21 protein-coding genes are annotated in these 21,036 nt (G+C 63.5%); 4 read left to right on the forward strand and 17 right to left on the reverse strand.

All coding sequences use genetic code 11. From position 1 onward, the window contains the following. Positions 1-38: 38 nt before the first annotated feature. From gloB to fabI, 3 genes are all read left to right on the forward strand, one after another. Positions 39-818, forward strand: coding sequence for a hydroxyacylglutathione hydrolase (gene gloB / locus FAZ11_RS09705; RefSeq protein WP_058773115.1), 780 nt, complete (start codon positions 39-41; stop codon positions 816-818). A 145-nt stretch (positions 819-963) separates the two neighbouring features. Next, entirely contained in the window at positions 964-2,595 is a 1,632-nt protein-coding gene (locus FAZ11_RS09710) for a lytic transglycosylase domain-containing protein (RefSeq protein WP_137279204.1), read from the forward strand. Between the two features lie 195 nt (positions 2,596-2,790). Then, positions 2,791-3,591, forward strand: a complete 801-nt coding sequence (gene fabI / locus FAZ11_RS09715; protein ID WP_058765313.1) for an enoyl-ACP reductase FabI — start codon at positions 2,791-2,793, stop codon at positions 3,589-3,591. A 41-nt stretch (positions 3,592-3,632) separates the two neighbouring features. Here the strand turns inward: fabI and FAZ11_RS09720 are convergent, their stop codons facing one another. From FAZ11_RS09720 to FAZ11_RS09775, 12 genes are all read right to left on the reverse strand, one after another. Then, on the reverse strand, positions 3,633-4,496 hold the full coding sequence (locus tag FAZ11_RS09720) for a formate/nitrite transporter family protein (protein WP_058766948.1): 864 nt from the start codon (positions 4,494-4,496) through the stop codon (positions 3,633-3,635). Beyond that, positions 4,496-4,741 (reverse strand): hypothetical protein, encoded by a 246-nt coding sequence (locus tag FAZ11_RS09725; protein WP_058765317.1) that lies wholly within the window; start codon positions 4,739-4,741, stop codon positions 4,496-4,498. Before FAZ11_RS09725 ends, FAZ11_RS09720 begins: the two co-directional genes overlap by 1 nt. A 96-nt stretch (positions 4,742-4,837) precedes the next feature. Further along, positions 4,838-5,221, reverse strand: a complete 384-nt coding sequence (locus tag FAZ11_RS09730) for a response regulator (RefSeq protein WP_058765319.1) — start codon at positions 5,219-5,221, stop codon at positions 4,838-4,840. Between the two features lie 107 nt (positions 5,222-5,328). Then, the gene (locus tag FAZ11_RS09735) at positions 5,329-5,541 is read right to left on the reverse strand and encodes a hypothetical protein (RefSeq protein ID WP_058765321.1); all 213 of its coding nucleotides are present in this window, start codon (positions 5,539-5,541) and stop codon (positions 5,329-5,331) included. 233 nt (positions 5,542-5,774) lie between these two features. Beyond that, complete coding sequence (locus FAZ11_RS09740; RefSeq protein WP_058765323.1) at positions 5,775-6,536, reverse strand: 1,6-dihydroxycyclohexa-2,4-diene-1-carboxylate dehydrogenase; 762 nt, start codon at positions 6,534-6,536, stop codon at positions 5,775-5,777. A 9-nt stretch (positions 6,537-6,545) separates the two neighbouring features. After that, on the reverse strand, positions 6,546-7,568 hold the full coding sequence (gene benC / locus FAZ11_RS09745) for a benzoate 1,2-dioxygenase electron transfer component BenC (protein ID WP_058773117.1): 1,023 nt from the start codon (positions 7,566-7,568) through the stop codon (positions 6,546-6,548). A 12-nt stretch (positions 7,569-7,580) separates the two neighbouring features. Further along, the gene (benB, locus tag FAZ11_RS09750) at positions 7,581-8,069 is read right to left on the reverse strand and encodes a benzoate 1,2-dioxygenase small subunit (protein ID WP_058773118.1); all 489 of its coding nucleotides are present in this window, start codon (positions 8,067-8,069) and stop codon (positions 7,581-7,583) included. Further along, entirely contained in the window at positions 8,066-9,442 is a 1,377-nt protein-coding gene (locus FAZ11_RS09755; RefSeq protein WP_058773119.1) for an SRPBCC family protein, read from the reverse strand. The genes benB and FAZ11_RS09755 overlap by 4 nt, the downstream gene beginning before the upstream one ends. Positions 9,443-9,527: 85 nt before the next feature. Further along, positions 9,528-10,499, reverse strand: a complete 972-nt coding sequence (locus FAZ11_RS09760) for an AraC family transcriptional regulator (RefSeq protein ID WP_137279280.1) — start codon at positions 10,497-10,499, stop codon at positions 9,528-9,530. 91 nt (positions 10,500-10,590) lie between these two features. After that, the gene (gene catA, locus FAZ11_RS09765) at positions 10,591-11,520 is read right to left on the reverse strand and encodes a catechol 1,2-dioxygenase (protein ID WP_058773121.1); all 930 of its coding nucleotides are present in this window, start codon (positions 11,518-11,520) and stop codon (positions 10,591-10,593) included. 53 nt (positions 11,521-11,573) lie between these two features. After that, on the reverse strand, positions 11,574-11,864 hold the full coding sequence (gene catC, locus FAZ11_RS09770; protein ID WP_058765335.1) for a muconolactone Delta-isomerase: 291 nt from the start codon (positions 11,862-11,864) through the stop codon (positions 11,574-11,576). 25 nt (positions 11,865-11,889) lie between these two features. Next, entirely contained in the window at positions 11,890-13,011 is a 1,122-nt protein-coding gene (locus FAZ11_RS09775; protein ID WP_058773122.1) for a muconate cycloisomerase family protein, read from the reverse strand. A gap of 102 nt (positions 13,012-13,113) precedes the next feature. Here FAZ11_RS09775 and FAZ11_RS09780 point away from each other — a divergent pair, with 102 nt between their 5' ends. After that, complete coding sequence (locus FAZ11_RS09780; RefSeq protein WP_058765339.1) at positions 13,114-13,995, forward strand: LysR family transcriptional regulator; 882 nt, start codon at positions 13,114-13,116, stop codon at positions 13,993-13,995. Positions 13,996-14,032: 37 nt separating this feature from the next. Here the strand turns inward: FAZ11_RS09780 and FAZ11_RS09785 are convergent, their stop codons facing one another. From FAZ11_RS09785 to FAZ11_RS09805, 5 genes are all read right to left on the reverse strand, one after another. After that, positions 14,033-15,385 (reverse strand): OprD family porin, encoded by a 1,353-nt coding sequence (locus tag FAZ11_RS09785; RefSeq protein ID WP_081320012.1) that lies wholly within the window; start codon positions 15,383-15,385, stop codon positions 14,033-14,035. 905 nt (positions 15,386-16,290) lie between these two features. Continuing rightward, a complete protein-coding gene (locus FAZ11_RS09790) occupies positions 16,291-17,715 on the reverse strand; it encodes an ABC transporter ATP-binding protein (protein ID WP_058773123.1) in 1,425 nt (474 codons plus the stop codon). Further along, on the reverse strand, positions 17,712-18,533 hold the full coding sequence (locus FAZ11_RS09795) for an ABC transporter permease (protein ID WP_058773124.1): 822 nt from the start codon (positions 18,531-18,533) through the stop codon (positions 17,712-17,714). The genes FAZ11_RS09790 and FAZ11_RS09795 overlap by 4 nt, the downstream gene beginning before the upstream one ends. Then, positions 18,530-19,465 carry an ABC transporter permease gene (locus FAZ11_RS09800; RefSeq protein WP_058765347.1) on the reverse strand — a complete coding sequence of 312 codons (936 nt, stop codon included), beginning with the start codon at positions 19,463-19,465 and terminating at the stop codon, positions 18,530-18,532. Before FAZ11_RS09800 ends, FAZ11_RS09795 begins: the two co-directional genes overlap by 4 nt. Beyond that, positions 19,462-20,835, reverse strand: coding sequence for an ABC transporter substrate-binding protein (locus tag FAZ11_RS09805; RefSeq protein ID WP_240043570.1), 1,374 nt, complete (start codon positions 20,833-20,835; stop codon positions 19,462-19,464). The genes FAZ11_RS09800 and FAZ11_RS09805 overlap by 4 nt, the downstream gene beginning before the upstream one ends. Positions 20,836-21,036: the final 201 nt, after the last annotated feature.

Here is a 21,036-nt window from a genome sequence, read left to right on the forward strand (position 1 = left end):
ACCCTAGAGACTCGCAGTCCGACCAGAGAGCTCACCCCATGTTCGATATCGTTCCTCTACCCGCTTTCAACGATAACTATATCTGGCTCATCAAGGACGCCGGGACGAGACGGGCGGTCGTCGTCGACCCGGGCGATGCCGCACCGGTACTGACCTGGCTCGACAGCCACCCCGACTGGCGGCTGACCGACATCCTCATCACCCATCATCATCACGATCACACCGGCGGTATTGCCTCGCTCAAGCAGCGTACCGGCGCCCGGGTCGCAGCGCCTGCCGACGAAGCTATCGCCGACGTCGACCTGCCGCTGGCGGATGCGGACCGTCTCGAGGTGTTGGATGCCACCTTCGAGGTCATCCGGGTACCCGGCCATACCGCCGGCCATATCGCCTACTACCTGCCTGGCGAACGACCTCTCCTGTTCAGTGGCGATACGCTGTTCTCGGCCGGTTGCGGCCGGCTGTTCGAAGGTACGCCTACGCAGATGCTGGAATCCCTGCGTCGGTTGTCCAGCCTGCCGGATGCCACCGAAATCTATTGCGGCCACGAGTACACCCAGAGCAATCTGCGCTTCGCCCGCGTGGTCGAGCCGCAAAGCGCGGCGGTGCAAGACGCGCAGGAGCAAACGCGACGCCTGCGTGAAGCCAACCGCCCCACCCTACCCACCACCCTGGGGCGTGAACGTGACATCAACCCCTTCTTGCGTACCGCCGAACCCGAGGTTAGACAGCAGTTGCAGCAACAACGCGGAGTGGCAGCGGATGCGCCGGAGGATACCTTCTTCGCCGCCCTGCGCGCCTGGAAGGACACGTTCTGACACGCATTGAAAACACCCGGCAAGGACGCCGCAGAGCCTTGTTTTACGTCGTCGTACAGGTCACAGGCTAACGGGTTGTTCCTTGACCCTCCGGGAGACGGTTCCTAGAATCGCCCATCCTCCAAATCCCGGAATGCCCAAACCAATGCCGCCAGCGACGCCGAAAACCCGCGAAATAGACGTGCTGGCTACGTCCTTCAAAGTCTCCGCGCTGTGTCTTGCCGTCTTTCTCGCCGGCTGTCAGAGCAACAGTCAGCCGACCGATAATGGCTATCAAGCCGATCTGGAGATGACGCCGCACAAGATGCAGCGTCCGCCGGAATGGCTGCGGAAGGCCCCTGCGGTGGCGGCCACCAGTGGCGATATCTGGGACCGGGTTCGGGATGGCTACCAGCTACAGGACCAGGGCGAAAACGGGACCAATCCGCGCATCGATCGACAACGTCTCTGGTACGCCAGTCACGAGGCCGCCCTTTCCCAGTCCTGCAGCCGTGGTGCCCCCTATCTGCACTACATCGTGGAGCGGCTGGAAGAGCGCAAGATGCCCCTAGAACTGGCCCTGCTGCCGGTCGTGGAAAGCTCCTTCAACCCCAACGCCCTCTCCCGCAGTGCCGCCGCCGGTCTCTGGCAATTCATTCCGACCACCGGCAAATACTTCAATCTGCGTCAGACCCGCTTCTATGACGGTCGCCGCGACATCACCGCCTCGACCAATGCTGCGCTGGACTACCTGAGCAAGCTGCACGACATGTTCGGCGGTGACTGGCTGCTCGCCCTGGCCGCCTACAATGCCGGCGAAGGCACCGTCAGCCGCGCCATCGAGCGCAACCAGTCGCTGGGCCTGCCGACCGATTACTGGAATCTCTCCTCGCTGCCGCAAGAAACCCAGGATTACGTACCCAAGCTGCTGGCGGTCTCGCAGATCGTGCGCAATCCGGGCGCCTATGGCCTCGCCCTGGAATCCATTCCGGACGAGCCCTATTTCGAAGTGGTGGACATCAAGCAGCACCTGGACCTGAACCGCGTTGCGGAGCTGGCCGACCTGGACGCCAAGGAACTCTACCGGCTGAATCCGGCGTACACCCAAGGGGTGACCATGGACGGTCCCAAGCATCTGCTGGTGCCGGCAGAGAAAGCCAAGCGTCTCGCTGCGGCTCTGCCCTCCATCGCCTCCGATGCGGTCGTTCAGTGGCAGGAATACCGCGTTCGCCGTGGCGACACCCTGCGCAGCATCGCCAAACGTAACCACGTGAGCGTCGAGCAACTCACCGCACTCAACAAACTCAGCAGCCATACCCGTTTGTCCGCCGGACGGGAGCTGATGCTTCCGCGGCGCGAGACCGGCAATACCACGACGCCATTGGAGACCATCGCCGTCGCCGAGGAACCGGTGGTACGTACCTACAAGGTCCGCACCGGCGACAGCCTCTGGTCCATCGCCCGTGCCAACGACGTGGAACTGGCCGATCTCAAGCGCTGGAACGATCTGGGCAAGCGTGGCCTGAAGGTAGGCGAGACCCTGAAGCTACACGATACGGGCAGTGCGACGACCACCGCGACAGCGGCTTTGCCCGCCGCCTACACGGTCAAGGTCAAGAGCGCCAAAGCCACCAAGAACGCCAAGGGCGCGCCAACCTATTATCGGGTCAAGGCCGGCGATTCGCTGTACCAGATCGCCAAGCGCTACAACATCGGACTGCAGGCTCTGCAGGACTGGAATCCGCGGGTCGCCTCCGCGCTGACGCCCGGCCAGACCCTGACGCTCTTCCTCAACTGAGCCGCGACCGCTCACCGCAGCGATCATCCAGCGCTTTTGTCGAAGGTATCGACCTGCTACCTTACCGCCCCACCCGTGCCCGCCCCCACCAGGGATCGGGACAAGATCTCGCTCTGCCCTGCGCGGAGCCCTGCCCAACCCGACCGTCGGCCCTGCGGCTGAGGCGTCGGACTTAACACAGAAGAGGAAAACACCATGGGATTTCTCGCCGGTAAGCGCGTTCTCATCGTCGGCGTCGCCAGTAAGCTGTCCATCGCCTCCGGCATCGCCGCCGCCATGCACCGCGAGGGCGCGGAACTGGCCTTCACCTACCAGAACGAGAAGCTCAAGGGTCGCGTAGAAGAGTTCGCCGCCGGCTGGGGCTCCAATCCCGAGCTGTGCTTCCCCTGCGACGTTGCCGACGACGCCCAGATCGAAGCCGTCTTCGCCGAACTGGCGAAGAAGTGGGACGGCCTGGACTGCATCGTCCACTCGGTCGGCTTCGCTCCCGGCGATCAACTGGACGGTGATTTCACCAGCGTGACCACCCGCGACGGCTTCAAGATCGCCCACGACATCAGCGCCTACAGCTTCGTCGCCCTGGCCAAGGCTGGTCGCGAGATGATGCGCGGCCGCAACGGCAGCCTGCTGACACTGTCCTATCTGGGCGCCGAGCGCACCATGCCCAACTACAACGTCATGGGTATGGCCAAGGCCAGTCTCGAAGCCGGCGTGCGTTACCTGGCCGGTAGCCTCGGCCCGGAAGGCACTCGCGTAAATGCCGTGTCCGCCGGTCCCATCCGCACCCTGGCGGCGTCGGGTATCAAGAGCTTCCGCAAGATGCTGGCCGCCAACGAGCGTCAGACGCCCCTGCGCCGCAACGTGACCATTGACGAAGTCGGTAACGCTGGTGCCTTCCTGTGTTCCGATCTGGCCTCGGGCATCAGTGGCGAGATCCTCTACGTCGACGGCGGCTTCAACACCACCGCGATGGGCCAGCTCAACGACGACGAGTGATGGCAGACAGAAGGGCCGGCAAATGCCGGCCCTTCTGCTTTTCAGTTCTCGCTACGCACCTGAGCATGACTGATCAGCGCGAAGATCAGACTACCTCCGACGATATTGCCCGCCAGCGTCGGCCCAGCGAAGGTCAGCCAGAACTCTCCCCAGGTCGCCTCCCCGGCGAACACCAGATAGGCCACCTCCAGGCTGCCCACGACGATATGGGTGAAGTCGCCCAACGCCATGAGATAGGTGATCAGCACGATGATCCAGATCTTGGCGCTTTCCGCTGCCGGCAGCATCCAGACCATGGTGGCGATCATCCAGCCGGACACTATGCCCTTGGCGAACATACCGGTGGCGTCGTTCTCCATGACCTTGGTACCGATCGCGAGAAATTTCGCATCGGCCTTGGCATCGAACAGCGGCAGATGCAGGATCACGTAGGCGACCAGGATGGTACCCAGCAGATTGCCGATGAGCACCACGCCCCACAGTCGCCCAAGTCGGCCGAAATTATGCAGCGTGGGTTCGCTCATCACCGGCAGGACAGCCGTCAGAGTGTTCTCGGTAAACAACTGCTGGCGCGCCAGGATCACCCCGAGAAACCCGGCTGAATAGCCAAAGCTGGCGATGATCTTGCTGTAACCGCCTTCGGGCAGGTTGGCATTGAGCAAACCCATGGCCATCAGCGAAAGCCCCATGGTCAGCCCTGCTGCCAGCGCTGACCAGAACAACGCGGCGATGGTGCGTTCCAGCTCGTGATCACCCTGGGAACGAATGATCTCGTGCAGAACCACGGCACGTGGCAGTTGGCTCTCGTCGACGTTTTGTTCTTCCTCGCGCGTCAGTTCTGGATCGTCCGGACCGGACTCTTGACGCTGTCGTGGCTCTTCGGCCTTTCCCTGGTCTCGACTCATCAGACGGCCTGCTCATCCCAAAGGAGTTCATCATCGTCACCGATTTCCGTGACTCGGTTGAGTGCGGCGTCGGCAGCTTCTTCCGCTTCGGATGCCAGATCGAAATGACGCTCGGTGGCCACCTTGTGGAAGGTTGGCTGGGCATCGTCCCGCCGTGCCTTGACGGCGATGACCGCCTCGAATCCCTGTTCGGCGGGAACCGCGGATGAGATCGCTTCGTGATGAGTGAAATGCTTGATGGCCATGGATGCCGATGTCTCCCGAACCTGGGGCGACCGGAGTGATCGCGCCTGTTCTAATAGACTGTCTCGGCGAAAAAACGATCTGTGCAACGAAGCGGATCAGCTACCGAGTAGTTTCTGAACCTGTAGATGTAGGCGTTCTAGAGAGAAAGGCTTGGTCAGCAGGGGGACCTTGCCCAGCAGCGCGGAGCCGGTGTCTATGATCTCGGCAGGATAGCCACTGATGAACAGCACCTTGAGATCGGGACGCAGCTTGAGTGCCGGCTCGGCGATCATGACACCGGAAACGCCGTCGGGCAGCCGAAAATCAGTGATGAGCAGGTCGAGGCGAGGCCTACCCGCGAGAATGCGAAAGGCTTCCAGGGAAGAGGGTGCCTGGAGAACGGTGTAGCCCAGTTCAGAGAGATAGTCCGCCAGAATCATCAGTATCTGCGGCTCATCCTCGACGACCAGCACTACCTTGTTCGTTTCCACGCTCACCATCAAACCCCTGTACGCACACATTCGGCTCCCTTGGACCCAGGGGAGCCGTAAAGTTCCAACTTATAGCAGCGGTTACAGGCCGTTGGTGGTGCCAACGGCCTGTGCCATTACTGCTGTTTCTTCTGGCCTTGCTCATTGATGGTGGTCTTGCCAGCACCGGTCGCGGCGCCTGCGCCTTCGCCAGTCTTCTGGCCGGCCGGGGTACCCATGCCAGCGCTATTGGCCTTCGGCGGGTTACCTGCGCTGTCGGCGGCGAAGGCAGCGCCACTGACGGCGATCAGACCAGCAAACATCAGAGCAGCGGTTTTCTTTGCGTTCATGGTGAGACTCCGGGTTGATTGACCACTGTTTAGGCAGGCCAAGCGCCGATTCGTTCTCTCACCTTGTATCTGCGGGCTGTAACCGAATGCGAACCGCCGCAAGCCTGTAACGTTAACATGAAAAGACCGCTCCAGAGCGGTTGGTGAACAGCGGATAGCGGCACCCGCCGTTCTCTTGCTCGTCAGGCTTTGTCCGGCAAGAGACGGCAGGCATCGCCTCACTCGCGATGGGATCACCCCTGATCCCCGCCACCGACCGGCAGGACGGTGCCGGTAATGTAGGAGGCTTCGTCCGAGGCCAGGAAGAGAATGGCGCCCACCTGCTCGTCGAGGGTGCCGTAGCGCTTCATCAGGCTGCTGTCGCAGGTCTGGTCGACGATCTGCTGATACCACTGGCGGTCCTGCGCCGATTCCACCTGAGCGTTACGCGGGATACGCCGCGGCGGCGCCTGGGTGCCGCCGGGGGCCGTGGCGTTGACCCGAATGCCACGACCAGCGGTTTCGAAGGCCAGGCAGGCGGTCAGGGCGTTCACGCCGCCTTTGGCGGCCCCATAGGGCACCCGGTTGATGCCGCGGGTGGCGATGGACGACACATTGACGATGGCGCCCTGCCCTTGCGCCAACATGTACGGCAGCACCGCATGGCAGCACCAAAGCGTGGGAAACAGCGAGCGCCGGATTTCCGCTTCGATCTCGTCGACCCGATAGTGCTCGAAGGGCTTGGCCCAGATCGTGCCCCCAACATTGTTGATCAGGATGTCGAGCCTGCCCTGCCAGGCGTGCGCCTGGCGCAAGGCACTCTGGCAGTCGGCGGCCTCTTCGAGGTCGGCCGTCAGCGTCAGGCTGAGATCGCCCTGCAGCTCATGAACCAGCGCCGAGCGATCGATGGCCACCAGCAGCGCCCCTTCCGCGCGCAGCCGCTCGGCCACTGCCCGCCCGATGCCTTGCGCAGCCCCCGTCACCACCGCCACCTTGTTGGAAAATCGGCCGTTCATGGGTCCTCCTCAGGCAGCATCGCCAGTAGCCACGACCGTGGCCGTGAATTTCTCGTAGTGGAAGCTGGCCGGCTCGACACCTTGCTCGCCCAGGTACTGGCGGACCGCATCCACCATGGGTGGCGGTCCGCAAAGGTAGATGTCGACGTCGCCACCGTTCAGCGCCTCCGTAGGGAGATGCTGGGTGACATAGCCCTGGCGCGGGTGCTGGGTCCGGGGATCCGCGACACAGGTCAGGACGCTCAGGCCCGGCAATAGGCGTTTATAGGCTTCCAACGCCTCGACCAGCACCAGATCCTCGTCACGGGTCACGCCGTACAGCAGTTGGATCGGCTGTTGGCAGCCCTGCTCGGCCAGTACCGCCAGCATCGACAGAAAGGGCGCAAGCCCGGTGCCGCCAGCCAGGAACAGCAGCGGTCGGCAGACTTCGCGGAGAAAGAAGCTACCCAGCGGGCCACTGAGACGCAGTGAATCCCCCAGGCGCGCCCGGGCGAGCCAGCCGCTCATGAGTCCGCCCGGCACCTGTTTGATGAGGAAGCTGGCGGCGGCCTCACCGGGACGGCTGCTGAAGGAATAGGCCCGCGTCTGGCCGCTGCCGGGTACCTCCAGATTCATGTACTGCCCCGGCAGAAAGTCCGGTGCGCGATCCAGGGTCAGGCTGAGAACGACGGCGGCGTCGCCAAGATGTTCGAGTCCGGCGACGGTGGCCTGGTAGGTGGCTACGCCTGTCTTGCAGCGGGCCGCGGGTACGGGTACCCGCAGGACACAATCCGAGCTCACCGTCATCTGGCAGGTCAGCACCTGCCCGGCGGCGGCTTCGCTGGGGCTCAGGGCGTCTTCGAGGTAGTCCTCGCCCAGGGCGTAGTCGCCCTTTTCGCAGTGGCATTTGCAGGTGCCACAGACCCCATCGGAGCAGTCCATCGGCAGGTTGATGCGCTGGCGGTAGGCGGCATCGAGCACCGTCTCGCCGGGGTTGCAATCGATGAAGCGGGTGACGCCGTCTTCGAACGTCAACGCCAGGGTATAGCTCATGGCGGCGCTCTCCTAGCAGTGATAGATGTCGATGACCTGGTGGATGTAGTCGTTCTTCAGCACCACCTTCTTGCGGGTGATCAGCGGCTGCTCGCCGCGCAGGTCGAGCCCGTAGAAGGAGGTACCGAAGAAGACGTCGGTAGTGCGATAGCGGTGGCTCAAGGTCTGCCAGTTGAAGCGCAGCTCGGCCGTCTCGGCATCCGCGGCCAGGACTTCCAGATTGGCGATGAAGTGGGCCGTGCGTGGCTCCGGGGTACTGGCGCTGGAGCGCTCGGTCTTGATGCGGAAGATGCGATCTTCCAGACCCTCGCGATTGGGGTAGTAGATCAACGAGATGTGCGCCTGGGGATCCTCCACGAGTTGGTCGTGGTCGTCCCAGGCGGGCATCCAGAATTGCACCTGGGGGCTGTAGCAGGCGAGCCAGGCGTCCCACTGGCGATCATCCAGCAGCCGGGCTTCACGGTAGACGAACTCGAGGAGCTGACTAGGGGCGATGTTCATGCGGCGTTCTCCCCGTCGGTGGCGACCAGCGTGGCGCGTTCCCGCTCGATGGCTTGGCCGAGGGCCTGGGCCCAGTAGGCATGCTGGCGCACGAACAGGCCTTCGTCCTCGGTGCGGGGGCCGGATAGCAGCGGCGCCATGCCCAGCGCCCGGGCATTGTCGTCGGCACCCGCTTGCCAGTGCAGCGCCCCGCGGGACAGGTCGTTCCACAGCTCGGTATTGCCTTGGTAGCCACTCTGGCAGGCGCGGAATTCCTCCAGGTCGTCCGGCGTCCCCATCCCGCTGACGTTGAAAAAATCCTCGTACTGGCGGATGCGCAGGGCGCGGTCGGCGGCGCTCTCGCCCTTGGGCGCGAAGCAGTAGATGGTCACCTCGGTCTTGTCGACCGCCAGGGGCCGTACCACGCGGATCTGGGTGGAGAACTGATCCATCAGGTAGACGTTGGGATACAGGCAGAGATTGCGCGTCTGGCCGACGATGAGCTCGGCCCGTTCGGCGCCGAGTCGCTCCCGGAGCGCTTCCCGATGACCGTATACCGGTCGCACCTCGGGATTGAGCAACTGGGTCCAGAGCAGGATGTGGCCGTGCTCGAAGCCGTAGACGCCGCCGACGCTCTTGGACCAGCCGTTGGCGTCCACGGTACGGGTACCTTCCGCCGCGTAGTTGCGCCGCTGCATGGTGGCGGAGTAGTTCCAGTGCACGGAGCTGACGTGGTAGCCGTCCGCACCATTCTCCATCTGCAGCTTCCAATTGCCGTCATAGGTGTAGGTGGAATTGCCACGCAGCACCTCCAGACCCTCGGGTGCCTGGTCGACGATCTGGTCGATGATGACGCGGGTCTCGCCAAGATAGTCGGACAGCTCGGGGACCGCGGCACTGAGCGAGCCGAACAGGAAGCCGCGATAGGTCTCGAAGCGGGCCAGGCGGGTCAGGTCGTGGGAGCCGTCGCAGTCGAACTGCTCCGGGTAGGCACCGTGCTTGCCGTCCTTCACCTTGAGCAACTTGCCGCCATTGCTGAAGGTCCAGCCATGGAAGGGACAGGTGAAGGAACTCTTGTTGCCCTGCTTGCGGCGGCAGAGCATGGCACCACGGTGGGCGCAGGCGTTGACCAGGCCGTGCAGATCGCCCTGCTTGTCGCGGGTGATCATCACTGGCTGGCGACCGATCCAGGTGGTGAAGTAGTCGTTGATGGCGGGAATCTGGCTCTCGTGCGCCAGGTAGACCCAGCCGCCTTCGAAGAGGTGCTTGAGCTCCAATTCGAACAGGGCGGGATCGGTGAAGACGCTGCGGCGGCAGCGGAAGACGCCACGGGCAGGGTCGTCTTCGACGGCATCGGCAACCTGCCGAGCGAGGCGGTCGAACATGCTGATCATGGGGATGGCCCTCGGTTGTTGTTGTATCAGGCCAACCCAGGGTAGGAGCGGCGGCGCCTGGCCAATAGCCGCTCCTTGCGAATCGCTATCCGCCCTGTGCGCCCTCCTCGCGCCCACGCTTCCAGGTGGCCGAAGGCAATTCGCCGAATCTCTTGCGATAGACTTCGGCGAAGCGCCCCAGGTGGACGAAGCCGAGATCCAGAGCGACGGCGGTGACACTGGTGGCGCGTGGCTCCAGCAGGCGTTGGCGGACTTGGTCCAGCTTGCACTGCCGGATGTAGTCCCCCGGGGCGACGCCGACGTGACGCTCGAACAGGCTGTAGAGGGTGCGGCGGCTGACATTGGCCACCTGCATCAGGCGCTCGACGCTGATATCTTCACCAAGGTGCTGGTCGATGAAGGCCTGCAACCGGTCGAAGCGTTGGCTGACGGCGGCGAGCGGGATGGACGCCGACCAGGTGCTGTTCTCCACCAGCGCCAGCAGCTTGCTGGCCACCAGCCGCTCGTACAGCGCCGAAGTACCCGGCGTGGCCGCCTCCTCCGCCTCCCGGCAGAGCAACTCCAGCAGCGCCAGGAAGGTGCCCGCCACGCCATCGCCGCCGGCCTGGGGCTCGAAGCGAACGCCCGTGGCGGGTAGTGGGCAGCCCTGGGTCAGGCAGGCGGTCTCCAGCACCCGTACCGGCAGGGTGAGGATGAACTTCTCGCAGTCTTCCGAGTAGGTGAGGTCGACCGGTTCGTCGGGATTGATCAGCAGCATCTGCCCCGGCGCATAGACCCGCTCCCGCCCTGCCGCGCGCGCCCGGCAGCGGCCCTGCAGCAGCACCTGCAGGTGAAAGACGCTTTCCAGCGCCGGGCTGGTGACCTGCACCTGGCCGCCGTAGCTCAGCCGACAGAGATCGAGGCTGGAGAATGTTCGGTGCAGGACGCTCGCCCGCGGGCGGCCCCGCACCGGCAGGCGGATGCGGTGCTGGCCCACGTGCTCGTTGACGTAGGCGGAGACGGTAGCCGCATCGGCCTGGGCGAACACCAGGCTGCGCTCGCTGAGCAAGGTCATGATCGGCAATCCTCTTGTTGTTCTATTTGGACGAGGCGAACGGTAAAGCCCGGGACGCAGGACGCCCCGGGCTTGCGGTGGATCAGGCGAGCCTTCAGGCCTCCAGAGCGCGGACCCGCTCGCGGCGCTCTTCAGCGGCCGGCTCATCGGCGGACTGGAGTTCGAAGTCGAACTCGATCTCGGCGAAGCGCCCGGCCACGCCCAGCGCCTTGGCCCGGACCGGGTCTTCGCTGAAGGTGATCTCGGCGATCAGCTCGTCACGGGTGGCATAGGCGAAGTCGTCGTGCAGGTACTGGTCGCCGGCCAGGTTGATCTGGGTGGTCAGGTGCCGATGCCGGGGTGCGGAGATGAAGAAGTGCACGTGGGCCGGGCGTTGACCGTGGCGACCCAGTTGGTCCAGCAGTTGCTGGGTAGGGCCATCCGGCGGGCAGCCGTAGCCGGAGGGCACGATGCTCTGGAAGCGATAGCACCCTTCGCTGTCGGTGACGATCCGGCGGCGCAGGTTGAATTCGGACTGGCTCGGGTCGAAGTAGGAATAGGTGCCGCCGGTGTTGGCATGCCAGACATCGACGATGGCGCCCGCCAGCGGTTGGCCGTTCACGTCGCGCACCACGCCCTGCATGAACAGCGGCGTGCCGGCATCGCTGCCGTCGTCCAGGCGCGCACTGCCCTGGCACAGAGGCGCGCCGGCCACGTAGAGCGGGCCTTCGATGGTGCGCGGAGTCCCCCCGACCAGGCCACGCGCGGCGTCCTCGGCATCCAGGCGCAGGTCCAGGTAGTGCTCCAGGCCCAGGCCGGCGACCACCAGCCCCGCTTCTTGGCGAGCGCCCAGCACATTGAGGTAATGCACGGCGGCCCAGAACTCCTCGGTGGTGATGTCCAGGTCGTCGATGATCTTGATGGTGTCGGTCAACACCCGGTGCACGATGGCCTTCATGCGCGGATTGCCGCCGGCTTGCTCGAAGCCACTCACGGTTTCGAAGAATTTCTGCACGTCGGCGGTCTGGGCGATGCGTACGGTCATGATGGTGGTCCTCGTCTTGTTCTTGTCAGGCAGTCAGGCGAACTACAGCGTGATCAGCGATCGTCGGCGTGGATCGACGACGGATGTCGGCACAGGGCGGAGACCTCGATCTCCATGTAGGGATACAGCGGCAACTGCATCAGGGTGTCGTGCAGCGCCTGGGCATCGGGCACGTCGAAGATGCTCACGTTGGCGTAGAGCCCGGCGATACGCCAGAGGTGACGCCAGGTGCCCTCGCGTTGCAGGCGCTGGGCCAACTCCTTCTCATCGGCCTTGAGCCGGGCGGCCTGGTCGGCGGGCATGTCGGTGGGCAGCTTCACGGTCATACGAACATGGAACAGCATGGTAGAGACTCCTGGTGAAAAGGGGTCAACGGCGGGCGAAGCGCGCCAGACGCTCTTCGTCGAGCTGGACGCCGAGCCCGGGCGTGGTCGGGAGCAGCAATTGGAAGTCGCGATACTGCGGCGGCTCGATAAGGATGTCTTCGGTCAGCAGCAAGGGCCCGAACAGCTCCGTGTGCCACTCCAGGCGATCCAGGGTGGCGAAGGCATGGGCGCTGGCCAGCGTACCGATGCTGCCTTCGAGCATGGTGCCGCCGTAGAGGCCGATACCGGCGGCTTCGGCGATGGCCGCCGCGCGTAGCACGGCCTTGGGGCCACCGGTCTTGGCGATCTTCAAGGCGAAGATGGGGGCGACACCCACATGGGCCAGGGCGAAGGCGTCCGGGACCGACTCGATGGCTTCGTCAGCCATCAGCGGAATGGGGCTATGGGCGTTGAGCCGCGCCATGCCCAGCCGATCATGGCGCGGCAACGGCTGCTCGATCAGCTCGACGCCCACCTCTGCCAACTCACGCACTGCCTTGATCGCTACCGCCTCGCTCCAGGCCTGGTTGACGTCGACTCGCACGGATGCGCGGTCGCCGAGGGCGCGTTTGATCGCCCCGACGTGGGCAACATCCTGCGCCGGGGCGCGGCTACCGATCTTGAGTTTGAAGTGACGGTGGCGACGCAGATCGAGCATGCGCTCGGCCTCGTCGATATCCTTGCCAGTATCGCCACTGGCCAGGGTCCAAGCGCATTCCACGCCATCGCGCACGCGGCCGCCGAGCAATTCGGCTACCGGCAGGCCCAGGCGCTTGCCCTGGGCATCGAGGATGGCGGTTTCGACAGCGCTACGGGCGAAGGTATTGCCGCGCACGCTGCGGTCGATACGCTGCATGGCGGCGTTGAGGTTGGTGGCGTCCTGGCCCACCAGCAAGGGCGCGATCCAGGTATCGAGATTGGTCTTGATGCTCTCCGGGCTCTCGCCGGCATAGCTCAGACCGCCGATGGTGGTCGCCTCGCCCAGGCCGACGATACCGTCGCTGCAATGCAGCTTCAGGATCACCAGGGTCTGACCGTGCATGGTGTGCATGGCGAGCTTGTGTGGGCGGATGGTCGGCAGGTCGACGATCAAGGTCTCCAGCCGTTCGAAGGTAGGACGGGCCATGGGCTCTGTACCGATGCGCGTTGTTGTTTGAGCCGAGATTGACGCGCGGAGAGGCCTGGCGTCCAATATGGATTAGGTCTGGCTCCATACCCTGGAGGTATTGTGGAACTGCGGCAACTGCGCTACTTCTGTGTGCTGGCAAAGACGCTCAACTTCACCCGCGCCGCGGAGCTGCTGCACATCGCCCAGCCACCGCTGAGCCGGCAGATCCAGCAGATGGAAGACGAACTCGGCGTGGTGCTGATCGAGCGGGGGCGTCCGTTGAAACTGACCGAGGCGGGCCGCTTCTTCAACGAACAGGCGGCACAACTGCTCGAACAATTCGAGCGCAGCTGTGCCGATACCCGCCGCATGAGCGAGGCCAGCAAGAGATTCCTCAGCATCGGCTTCGCGCCCTCTACGCTCTACGGTCAACTACCCGACCTGATCCGCCGTCTGCGCAGCCATGGCGACATAGAGCTCAACCTCGCGGAGTTGATCACCCTGCAGCAGGTTGAGGCGCTCAAACGTGGACGGATCGATATCGGTTTCGGGCGCATCCTCATCGAGGATGCCGCCATCGTCCAGGTCGTGCTGCGCGAAGACCCTCTGGTGGCGGTACTGCCTGAGGGACATCCACTGCTGGCGACACCGGTTAGCCTGGCTCAGTTGGCTCAGGAACCCTTTATCCTCTATCCGGGCTCGCCGCGGCCCAGCTACGCGGACCATATACTCAAGCTATTCGCCAACCAGGGCCTGACCATCCATGTGGCTCAGACACCTAACGAACTGCAGACGGCCATCGGCCTGGTAGCGGCCGGCGTTGGGGTGACCTTGGTACCGGCGTCGGTACAGCGCCTGCACCGGGACGACATCGGCTACACGCCCCTGCTGGATTCCCGGGCCACCTCACCCATCGTCGTCAGCTACCGCGCCGGCGATCGTTCCGCCATGTTGCTGGAGGTGTTGGCGGAGCTGGAAGAGTTGGCGCCCAAGGTCGTGTGAAAACCCGGCGACCGCTAGGAGCCGCCGGGTCTGCGACTTAAAGCAGCCGCAACGGATAGTCCACGATCAGCCGCAACTGGTCGATCGAGCCGCCAGTGGAAAGCGATCCGCGGTGCCAAGCCTGCCGCACCCGGATCGATAGGCCTTTGGCAGCGCCCGATTGCAGAACGTAGCGACCCTCGAGGTCGAGTTCATGCTCCCGGTCGTCTGCGCCATAGACCCCGCGATAGGCGCTGCTGGCCGGAAGACCAGTGCCATCGATATCGGTACCCTTGATGTAGCGGGTCATCAAGCTGAGACCGGGCACGCCGAGCGTCTTGAAGTTGAGGTCATAGCGCGCCTGCCAGGAGCGTTCGCCGGGTGCATTGAAGTCAGAGATCATCACGGCGTTAGCCAGGAGAATCCCGGCACCGAGACGGTCGTTGTCACCCATGCCAACGTAGTCGAACGGCGTATCTCCATCGATCCGCTGCCAGCCCAGGGTAAACGTCTGGGGGCCCTGAGTGTAGGCAGCGGCCAGGCTATAGGAGGTGTTGTCGATGGGGCCAGCCTTGGCCGCCCCCGTATCCAGCGTGCGATAGAGATTCGCGTCGAAAGTCAGCGCTTGGGTGCTGGACAGCGCCTTCACCAGATTCAGGTTGCCGTAGTACTGATTCCAGATGTCATCCAACTGCGCCGCATAGAGCGATAGGCTAACGCCCTTGACCGGGCTGTACTTGCCGCCAGCGAAATCTATGCGGTCGGCGCGCCGCTTCGCGTACCCGGCCCAGAGATCACCGTCCCTGTTGGTACTGACCTGATCGGTGGAAGAGGTGAAATGCCCTGCTTCCATGAACAGATCGGTCACGTCGGTACTCAGCACACTCCAACCGGTGGCCGTCTGAGGAAACAGGCGGCTGGTACTGATGGCGAAGACCGGCGACGAGGGCGCCTGCTGACCATAGCGAACCACCGTCTTGCCTAGGCGTGCCTTAACCACTGCACCGGCACGGGAGTATTCGTCCGCCGGCTCATTGCCGGCATGGACAGGCAGATTACCCGTCCCACGACGTCCCGGACCACCGTCTAGCTTGATCCCGAGATAACCGAAGGCATCGACCCCAAACCCTACGGTGCCCTGGGTGAATCCCGACTGATAATCCATCAGGAAGCCCTGGGTCCAATCCACCTGATTCAATCGGCGGTTGCCACGGTCACTGTTAAAGTAATAGTTACGCGCCGTCAGCGTGAGTTTGCTGTCGTCGACGAAGCCTTCGGCGAGAGCCGATCCGCTGACCGACAGTAGCGTACAGCCTCCTACCACTCCCAGCGCCAAGGAGCCGAAAAATCGGCTGAGACCGGGTCGATGGGTATCAGGTAGTGTTCCATTCGGATAGTGCAAGCGCTCCATAGAATCCTCTGTTCGTTATTGGCAATTACGGTTGGCAACGGCGCGCAGCCAGGAGCACGCCGGAAAGAGAAACCGTCCCGGCGGGTCTTGTCATACGCGTTAAAGAGGGCCCGCACTCGTTGGCGCAGGCCCGGATATCAGGTCAGAGCGCTGGCGCGTCGACTGCTGGAAAAGAAAAGACCGAGGCTGAAGGCCTTGAAGTCTTCCTTCACGTTTAATACGACTGTCCTGTAGTCCCGCACAGTAAGACTTTCTCTATCGTTCAGCTTTTCACCCGAAACTCGCCGGGCCAAAACTGCTGTAGCCGTGATGCTCAGGACGAGGGATGCAAAAATCAGTCGTCGCATAAATTTGCCTTTATGGATTCCGCTTGCGTATAGCCGTCACGTCGCAATCAAGAAGAAACAATAAGTATCAAATCGGATGCAGCATCCTGCTGTTAGCCCTTGTCTAGTGTCAAGTCGCGAAAAAAATATTAAGCCCAAAATACAGACGAAAAATCTTAGTCACTTAAAAGCCATCAGTTGCCGCAGATCGCGATGCCAAGCGCGGATGAACACCCGAGCCAAACAAAGCAGACATATTATGAGCTTAGCTTGGACGGGCTCGCGGCAGCCCCTGATCTCCACGACACCTGCACCTCAACTTGCGGCGATTTGTTATCAGCCGCTATTTGAGGCCACAACCAGCTTGGCAGCTATGATCTCTGTACTCAGGCAGCCTTGGAATTTATGGAATCCCTAATTAGCCATACAACAAAATCCACGATCAGCACTTAAGCAAGACTAATAAATAGTTATCAATCACCACCAATAATCTGAATTTAAGTATTACCACTAATTAACCTGACATAAGACCAAAGCAAACTAGTATCAAAGTATTACCAAGCAATCGCCCTTGGCACGCTAGATCAGATTCCGCCTGTGCAGCGCCGGAGTTGCCAAATGAATACGGCGGTCGGCGACTGCCTCGACCAAGGCTTCGTCATGACTCACCAGCAGGACGGCAGTGCGCCCCTCCTCGGCCGTCTCGACGAGCAGCTCGATCATCTCCTGCTGAGTGATGAGATCCAGCCGCGAACTGGGCTCGTCGGCGAAGATCAGCGCGGGCTCCAGCAGCAACACGCGCAGCAGGGAAAAGCGCTGCAGCTCGCCGCCAGAGATAGCGCCCGGCAAACGATCCAGTAGGCGTTCGGCGAGTCGCAGGCGCTGCATCAATCGCGAGATGCGGGTCGCGTCCAGACGGTGCAGCTGGACCAGGTCGGTCAGCAGCTGACGAATCGTCGCCGAGGGAGCGAAGGCGGCTACCGGATCTTGATGCAGCTTCTGAAAGGCGAAGCGACTCAGACCTGGTTTGCGCCTCAAAGTACCCGCGCTGGCTGTGGCCAGTCCCAGGATGACATCTCCGAGAGTCGATTTGCCGCAACCGGACGGCCCGGTTATGCCCAGGATCTCGCCCGGCCTAACCTCGAAGGACAGCGCCTCGAAGAGTTGCCGGCCGCCGCGCTGGACCGCCAGGTTTTCGACCGCCACAACCGGATCACCTCCCTCGGTGCGGCGCTCTCGACGCGGCCAATGAGCCGGCTCGGCCGCCAGCAACTGACGGGTGTAGGTATGCCGTGGTTGACCGAGCACCCGCTCGGCGCTGCCGGACTCGATCACCCGCCCCTTGAGCATGATCATCACCTCACCGCCCAGCCGACGCGCGACTTCCAGATCGTGGGTGATGATGAGCAGGCTGCCGCCTTCAGCCAGCATGGTCTTCAGGAGTGCGATGACCTCGTCGATCCGCTCACGATCCAGGCCCTTGGTGGGCTCATCGGCGATCAACACCGGCGCACCGCCGGCATGGGTGGCGGCGAACGCCAGCCGCTGCGCCATGCCGCCCGACAGCTGGAATGGATACTTGCGCTCGGCACCTGCCAGCCCCAGGCGCGCCAGCGCCGCCATGGCCTTTTCACAGGCTTGGGTGCCCGAAAGGCCGCCTACATGGGTATAGGTCTCCGTCACCTGGGCCACTGCCCTCATGGTGGGATCCAGGCTCAGCCAGGGTTCCTGCGGTAGCACGGCAAGCCCCCTGCCCCACTGCCGGCGTCTCCCAACCTGGCGGCCCTCTTCTGCGAAACCATCCGGCAAGCGAATCTGACCATGGGCCTGCAGGCCGGCCGGCAGGTTGCCCACTACCCCCTGGGCAAACAGGCTCTTGCCCGAGCCGGTCTCCCCGATGATCGATAACACCTGGCCTGGCGCCAGGCTGATGGACAACGGCTCCACCAGTTGCGCCTGCCCGCTACGGATTTCCAGGGCGGTGGTCATGAGCGATGACGTCATGGCTTGCGGCCTCCAGTGATAAGCATCAGCGACAACACGGTCAGAAAGATCGCGATGATCGGCAAGGCGATGACGAAGGGCGCCTCGGCGTAATAGGGCAGCAGCTCGGTGATCATTAGCCCCAACTCAGCGGTGGGCGGCCGCACCCCGATGCTCACGAAGCCAAGGGCAGCGATGGCCATGATGGTCGAGGCGGCACCGAAGGCGGCGATGGTCAACAGCACTGGAGCCAGTTGCGGCCAGAGATGCCGTCGCGCGATGTAGACGGGGCCGAAGCCCAGCAGTTGGCTGGCCGCTACCGCCGGCGATGCCAGCACCGTGCGGGAAAGCGCGCGGGTCATGCGGAAATACTCCACCCATAGCACCAGGGCGACGGCGCTGTAGAGCGCGATGAAAGAGCCCGGGAATACCGCGACGATCAGCAGCACCAGGAGCAGGCCCGGCAGCGCCAGGAACAGCTCGGCCACTCCGCCCAGCAGCTTGTCGACCGCGCCGCCCTTCCAGGCGGCCAGGATACCCAGCAGCACACCGGGAATGGCCGCGGTGCAGACGCTGATGAAGGCCAGCCCCAGGGAAAAGCGGATGGCGACCGCTAGCCGCGCCAGCATGTCGCGCCCCAGGTGGTCGGTGCCCAGGGGATAGACATCGCTGGGCGCCGCTAGGATCGCCAGGTAGTCCTGCCGGGCGATGTCACCCGACCACAACAAGGGCGTGAGCACGGCGAAGGCGACCAGCGCCGTCAGCAATCCCAGGCCCAGCCAGCGGGCAGAAGAACGTGCAGGTGGCGCCGCGAAGACGCCGGTACTGTCCAGGCTCATGCGTTTCTCCCGCGCGGATCGATCAGGTGATTGGCGAGGTCGACGCAGGTGTTGAGGATCACGAACAGCAGCCCCATGGCCAGGGCCGTGCCCTGCACCATGGGTACGTCGCGCTGGACGATGGCATGGACCAGTCCATGACCGATCCCCGGCCAGGCGAAGAGCGTCTCCACCACCACCACGCCCTCGATGAGATACACCAGCTGTACACCCAGATAGGTCACCACGGGGACGCCAATGTTGCGCAGGCCATGGCGCAGGAAGACGCTGGCACCCCGCAGCCCCTTCAACTTGCCGAAGGCGTAATAGGCCGAGGCGGCCACCTCGACGGTGGCATCCCGCGCTACCCGCGACGACACCGCCGCCAGGCCCAGCGCCAGGGTCAGGGTCGGTAGCACGCTGTGCCAGAAGGTGCCGTGCCCAGCCGCCGGGAAGAGCCTCCAGGAGACGGCGAACAGCAGCACGAAGATCACCCCCAGCACGAACTGCGGCAAGGCGCGCACGGCAGTGGTCAGCACCAGCAAGGTTCGGTCCAGTAGACTGCCTGGACGCAGACCGGCCAGCACGCCCAGCGGCGGACCGAGCAGCAGCGACACGCACACGGCACCGATCGCCAGCCGGATGGAGCTGCCCAGTTCATGGGCAACGACCGCCATGACGGGTTTACCGGAGACCAGTGAATGGCCGAGGTCCAGCGTCAGCAGGTCGCCGATCCAAGCGAGGAAGCGCCACAGCAAAGGTTGATCGAGATTCAGCTCCGCGCGCACGGCTTCGGCAGCGGCCGTATCTACCATATCGTAGCCATAGCGCCCGGCGGCGATGCGGTAAGCGGCATCGCCAGGCAGCAGGCTCATGAAGAGAAACGTGAGGGCACCGACCAGCAGCGCCACCAAGATCGCCTGCAGCAGACGGAAGCCCAACAGCCGCGTCATTCGACCCACCGCATCTTGCTTAGCCCGAAGGTCCGCTCGAAGGGATCGATGGCCGCGCCGTCGACGGCGTTCGAAACGGCGATGGTCTGTCGATACCAGGCCACCGGGATCACCGGTAGGTCATTCTGCACCTGGGCCATGGCGACGTGGCGCTGGCGCTGCTGCTCGACCGGATCGTCGGTGCTGAGCAAGGCATTCAGCGCCTGGTCGAAAGCAGGATTCTTCCAACCCAGCGGTCCCCACTCCCCACCGCCGCTACCAAAATCGGTGAGCAGGGTAACCAGCGGATCGGGCGCCAGAGCGAAGTTACGGCCATAGAGCGCAAGCTGGAGCGACCCATCGTTATGCGCCGCCGGAATAGCGCTGGAATTCTGTACCGCCACCTCTACATCGATCCCAACCTCCTTTAGCTGGGCCTGTAGCGCCGTGGCGATCAGCGGTAGTTCGGGACGATCGGAATAGGTCAGCAGCTTGAGCTTGAGCGGCTTGCCATCCTTTTGCAGGATGCCATCGGCTTGCGGCACCCAGCCTTGTCCGGCCAGCAACGTGCGCGCGGCAGCTGGATCATAGGCGAGCGGTGCCAGCTCGGGGTGGTGCCAGGCGGGCACGTTCTTGGCGAACAGCTGGGTTGCACCGGTACCGGGCGCCCGCAGTACGGCGGCCGCAATTCCTTCACGCTGGATGGCCAGGCTGAGCGCCTGGCGTACCTCCACCGGAGCGGTGGCGCCTGTGCCGGAATTGGGAGTCAGCAGTACCACCCGGGGAACCGGCGCGATCAATACCTTGAGATTGCTCGAGCGCGTGAGCCTGGCGATGCTCGGCGGATCGAGCTGGAACACCAGCTCGGCATCCCCGCTTTCCGCCATCAGGGTGCGTGTTTCACCCCGCCCTGCCGCTAGATAGGTGGTCTTGACGATCTCAGGCTTGGCCCCCCAATACCCGTCGAATCGCTCGGCGGCGAGACGCTGGGGTGGCTCCAGCAGGGTCACCCGGTAAGGGCCCGTGCCAATGATCTGCTGCACCTTGCCTTCGGCGTCAAAGGATCTGGGTGCCAGGATATTGGTGGACGAATGAGCCAGTAGTGCCAGTAACGGCTTGAAGGGCTTGGCAAGCTGGATCACCACCTCGTTGCCTTCCGCGGTGATCGATTCCATACCCGCCTGCTTCAACACCCCCGGCTTACTCCGTGCCGCGTCGAGCACGCGGGCAACGCCCGCGGCGGTCAGCTCACTACCGTCATGGAATCTCACCCCCTGGCGGATGGCCAGGCGCCAGGTCTTGCCATCCGCCGATACGACCCAGCGCTCCGCCAGACCCGGTACCGGATTGCCTTGGGCGTCGCTATCCAACAGCGTCTCAGCAATCTGCATGCGCTGGAAGACGAAGCCTGAGATGGATGGGTCCAGACCTCCGATCTCGAAGGGGCCGACAACATCGAAAACCCGCTCTTGGGCCGAAGATAAGGAGGGAACCAGAGCGATAAGGGTCGCCAATGCAGAGGCTGCTATGGCAGTGCGAAAAGGGCGAGATGAAGACATGACAATCCTTATGAAGACGAGCACCAAGGCCGA

It is taken from the genome of Pseudomonas rhizoryzae, assembly GCF_005250615.1.
Taxonomy (GTDB): domain Bacteria; phylum Pseudomonadota; class Gammaproteobacteria; order Pseudomonadales; family Pseudomonadaceae; genus Chryseomonas; species Chryseomonas rhizoryzae.

Coding starts and splice junctions, on each gene's coding strand:
- gloB (WP_058773115.1), top strand. CDS start 39: ATGTTCGATATCGTTCCTCTACCCGCTTTCAACGATAACTATATCTGG.
- FAZ11_RS09710 (WP_137279204.1), top strand. CDS start 964: ATGCCGCCAGCGACGCCGAAAACCCGCGAAATAGACGTGCTGGCTACG.
- fabI (WP_058765313.1), top strand. CDS start 2,791: ATGGGATTTCTCGCCGGTAAGCGCGTTCTCATCGTCGGCGTCGCCAGT.
- FAZ11_RS09720 (WP_058766948.1), bottom strand. CDS start 4,496: ATGAGTCGAGACCAGGGAAAGGCCGAAGAGCCACGACAGCGTCAAGAG.
- FAZ11_RS09725 (WP_058765317.1), bottom strand. CDS start 4,741: ATGGCCATCAAGCATTTCACTCATCACGAAGCGATCTCATCCGCGGTT.
- FAZ11_RS09730 (WP_058765319.1), bottom strand. CDS start 5,221: ATGGTGAGCGTGGAAACGAACAAGGTAGTGCTGGTCGTCGAGGATGAG.
- FAZ11_RS09735 (WP_058765321.1), bottom strand. CDS start 5,541: ATGAACGCAAAGAAAACCGCTGCTCTGATGTTTGCTGGTCTGATCGCC.
- FAZ11_RS09740 (WP_058765323.1), bottom strand. CDS start 6,536: ATGAACGGCCGATTTTCCAACAAGGTGGCGGTGGTGACGGGGGCTGCG.
- benC (WP_058773117.1), bottom strand. CDS start 7,568: ATGAGCTATACCCTGGCGTTGACGTTCGAAGACGGCGTCACCCGCTTC.
- benB (WP_058773118.1), bottom strand. CDS start 8,069: ATGAACATCGCCCCTAGTCAGCTCCTCGAGTTCGTCTACCGTGAAGCC.
- FAZ11_RS09755 (WP_058773119.1), bottom strand. CDS start 9,442: ATGATCAGCATGTTCGACCGCCTCGCTCGGCAGGTTGCCGATGCCGTC.
- catA (WP_058773121.1), bottom strand. CDS start 11,520: ATGACCGTACGCATCGCCCAGACCGCCGACGTGCAGAAATTCTTCGAA.
- catC (WP_058765335.1), bottom strand. CDS start 11,864: ATGCTGTTCCATGTTCGTATGACCGTGAAGCTGCCCACCGACATGCCC.
- FAZ11_RS09775 (WP_058773122.1), bottom strand. CDS start 13,011: ATGGCCCGTCCTACCTTCGAACGGCTGGAGACCTTGATCGTCGACCTG.
- FAZ11_RS09785 (WP_081320012.1), bottom strand. CDS start 15,385: ATGGAGCGCTTGCACTATCCGAATGGAACACTACCTGATACCCATCGA.
- FAZ11_RS09790 (WP_058773123.1), bottom strand. CDS start 17,715: ATGACGTCATCGCTCATGACCACCGCCCTGGAAATCCGTAGCGGGCAG.
- FAZ11_RS09795 (WP_058773124.1), bottom strand. CDS start 18,533: ATGAGCCTGGACAGTACCGGCGTCTTCGCGGCGCCACCTGCACGTTCT.
- FAZ11_RS09800 (WP_058765347.1), bottom strand. CDS start 19,465: ATGACGCGGCTGTTGGGCTTCCGTCTGCTGCAGGCGATCTTGGTGGCG.
- FAZ11_RS09805 (WP_240043570.1), bottom strand. CDS start 20,835: ATGCAGATTGCTGAGACGCTGTTGGATAGCGACGCCCAAGGCAATCCG.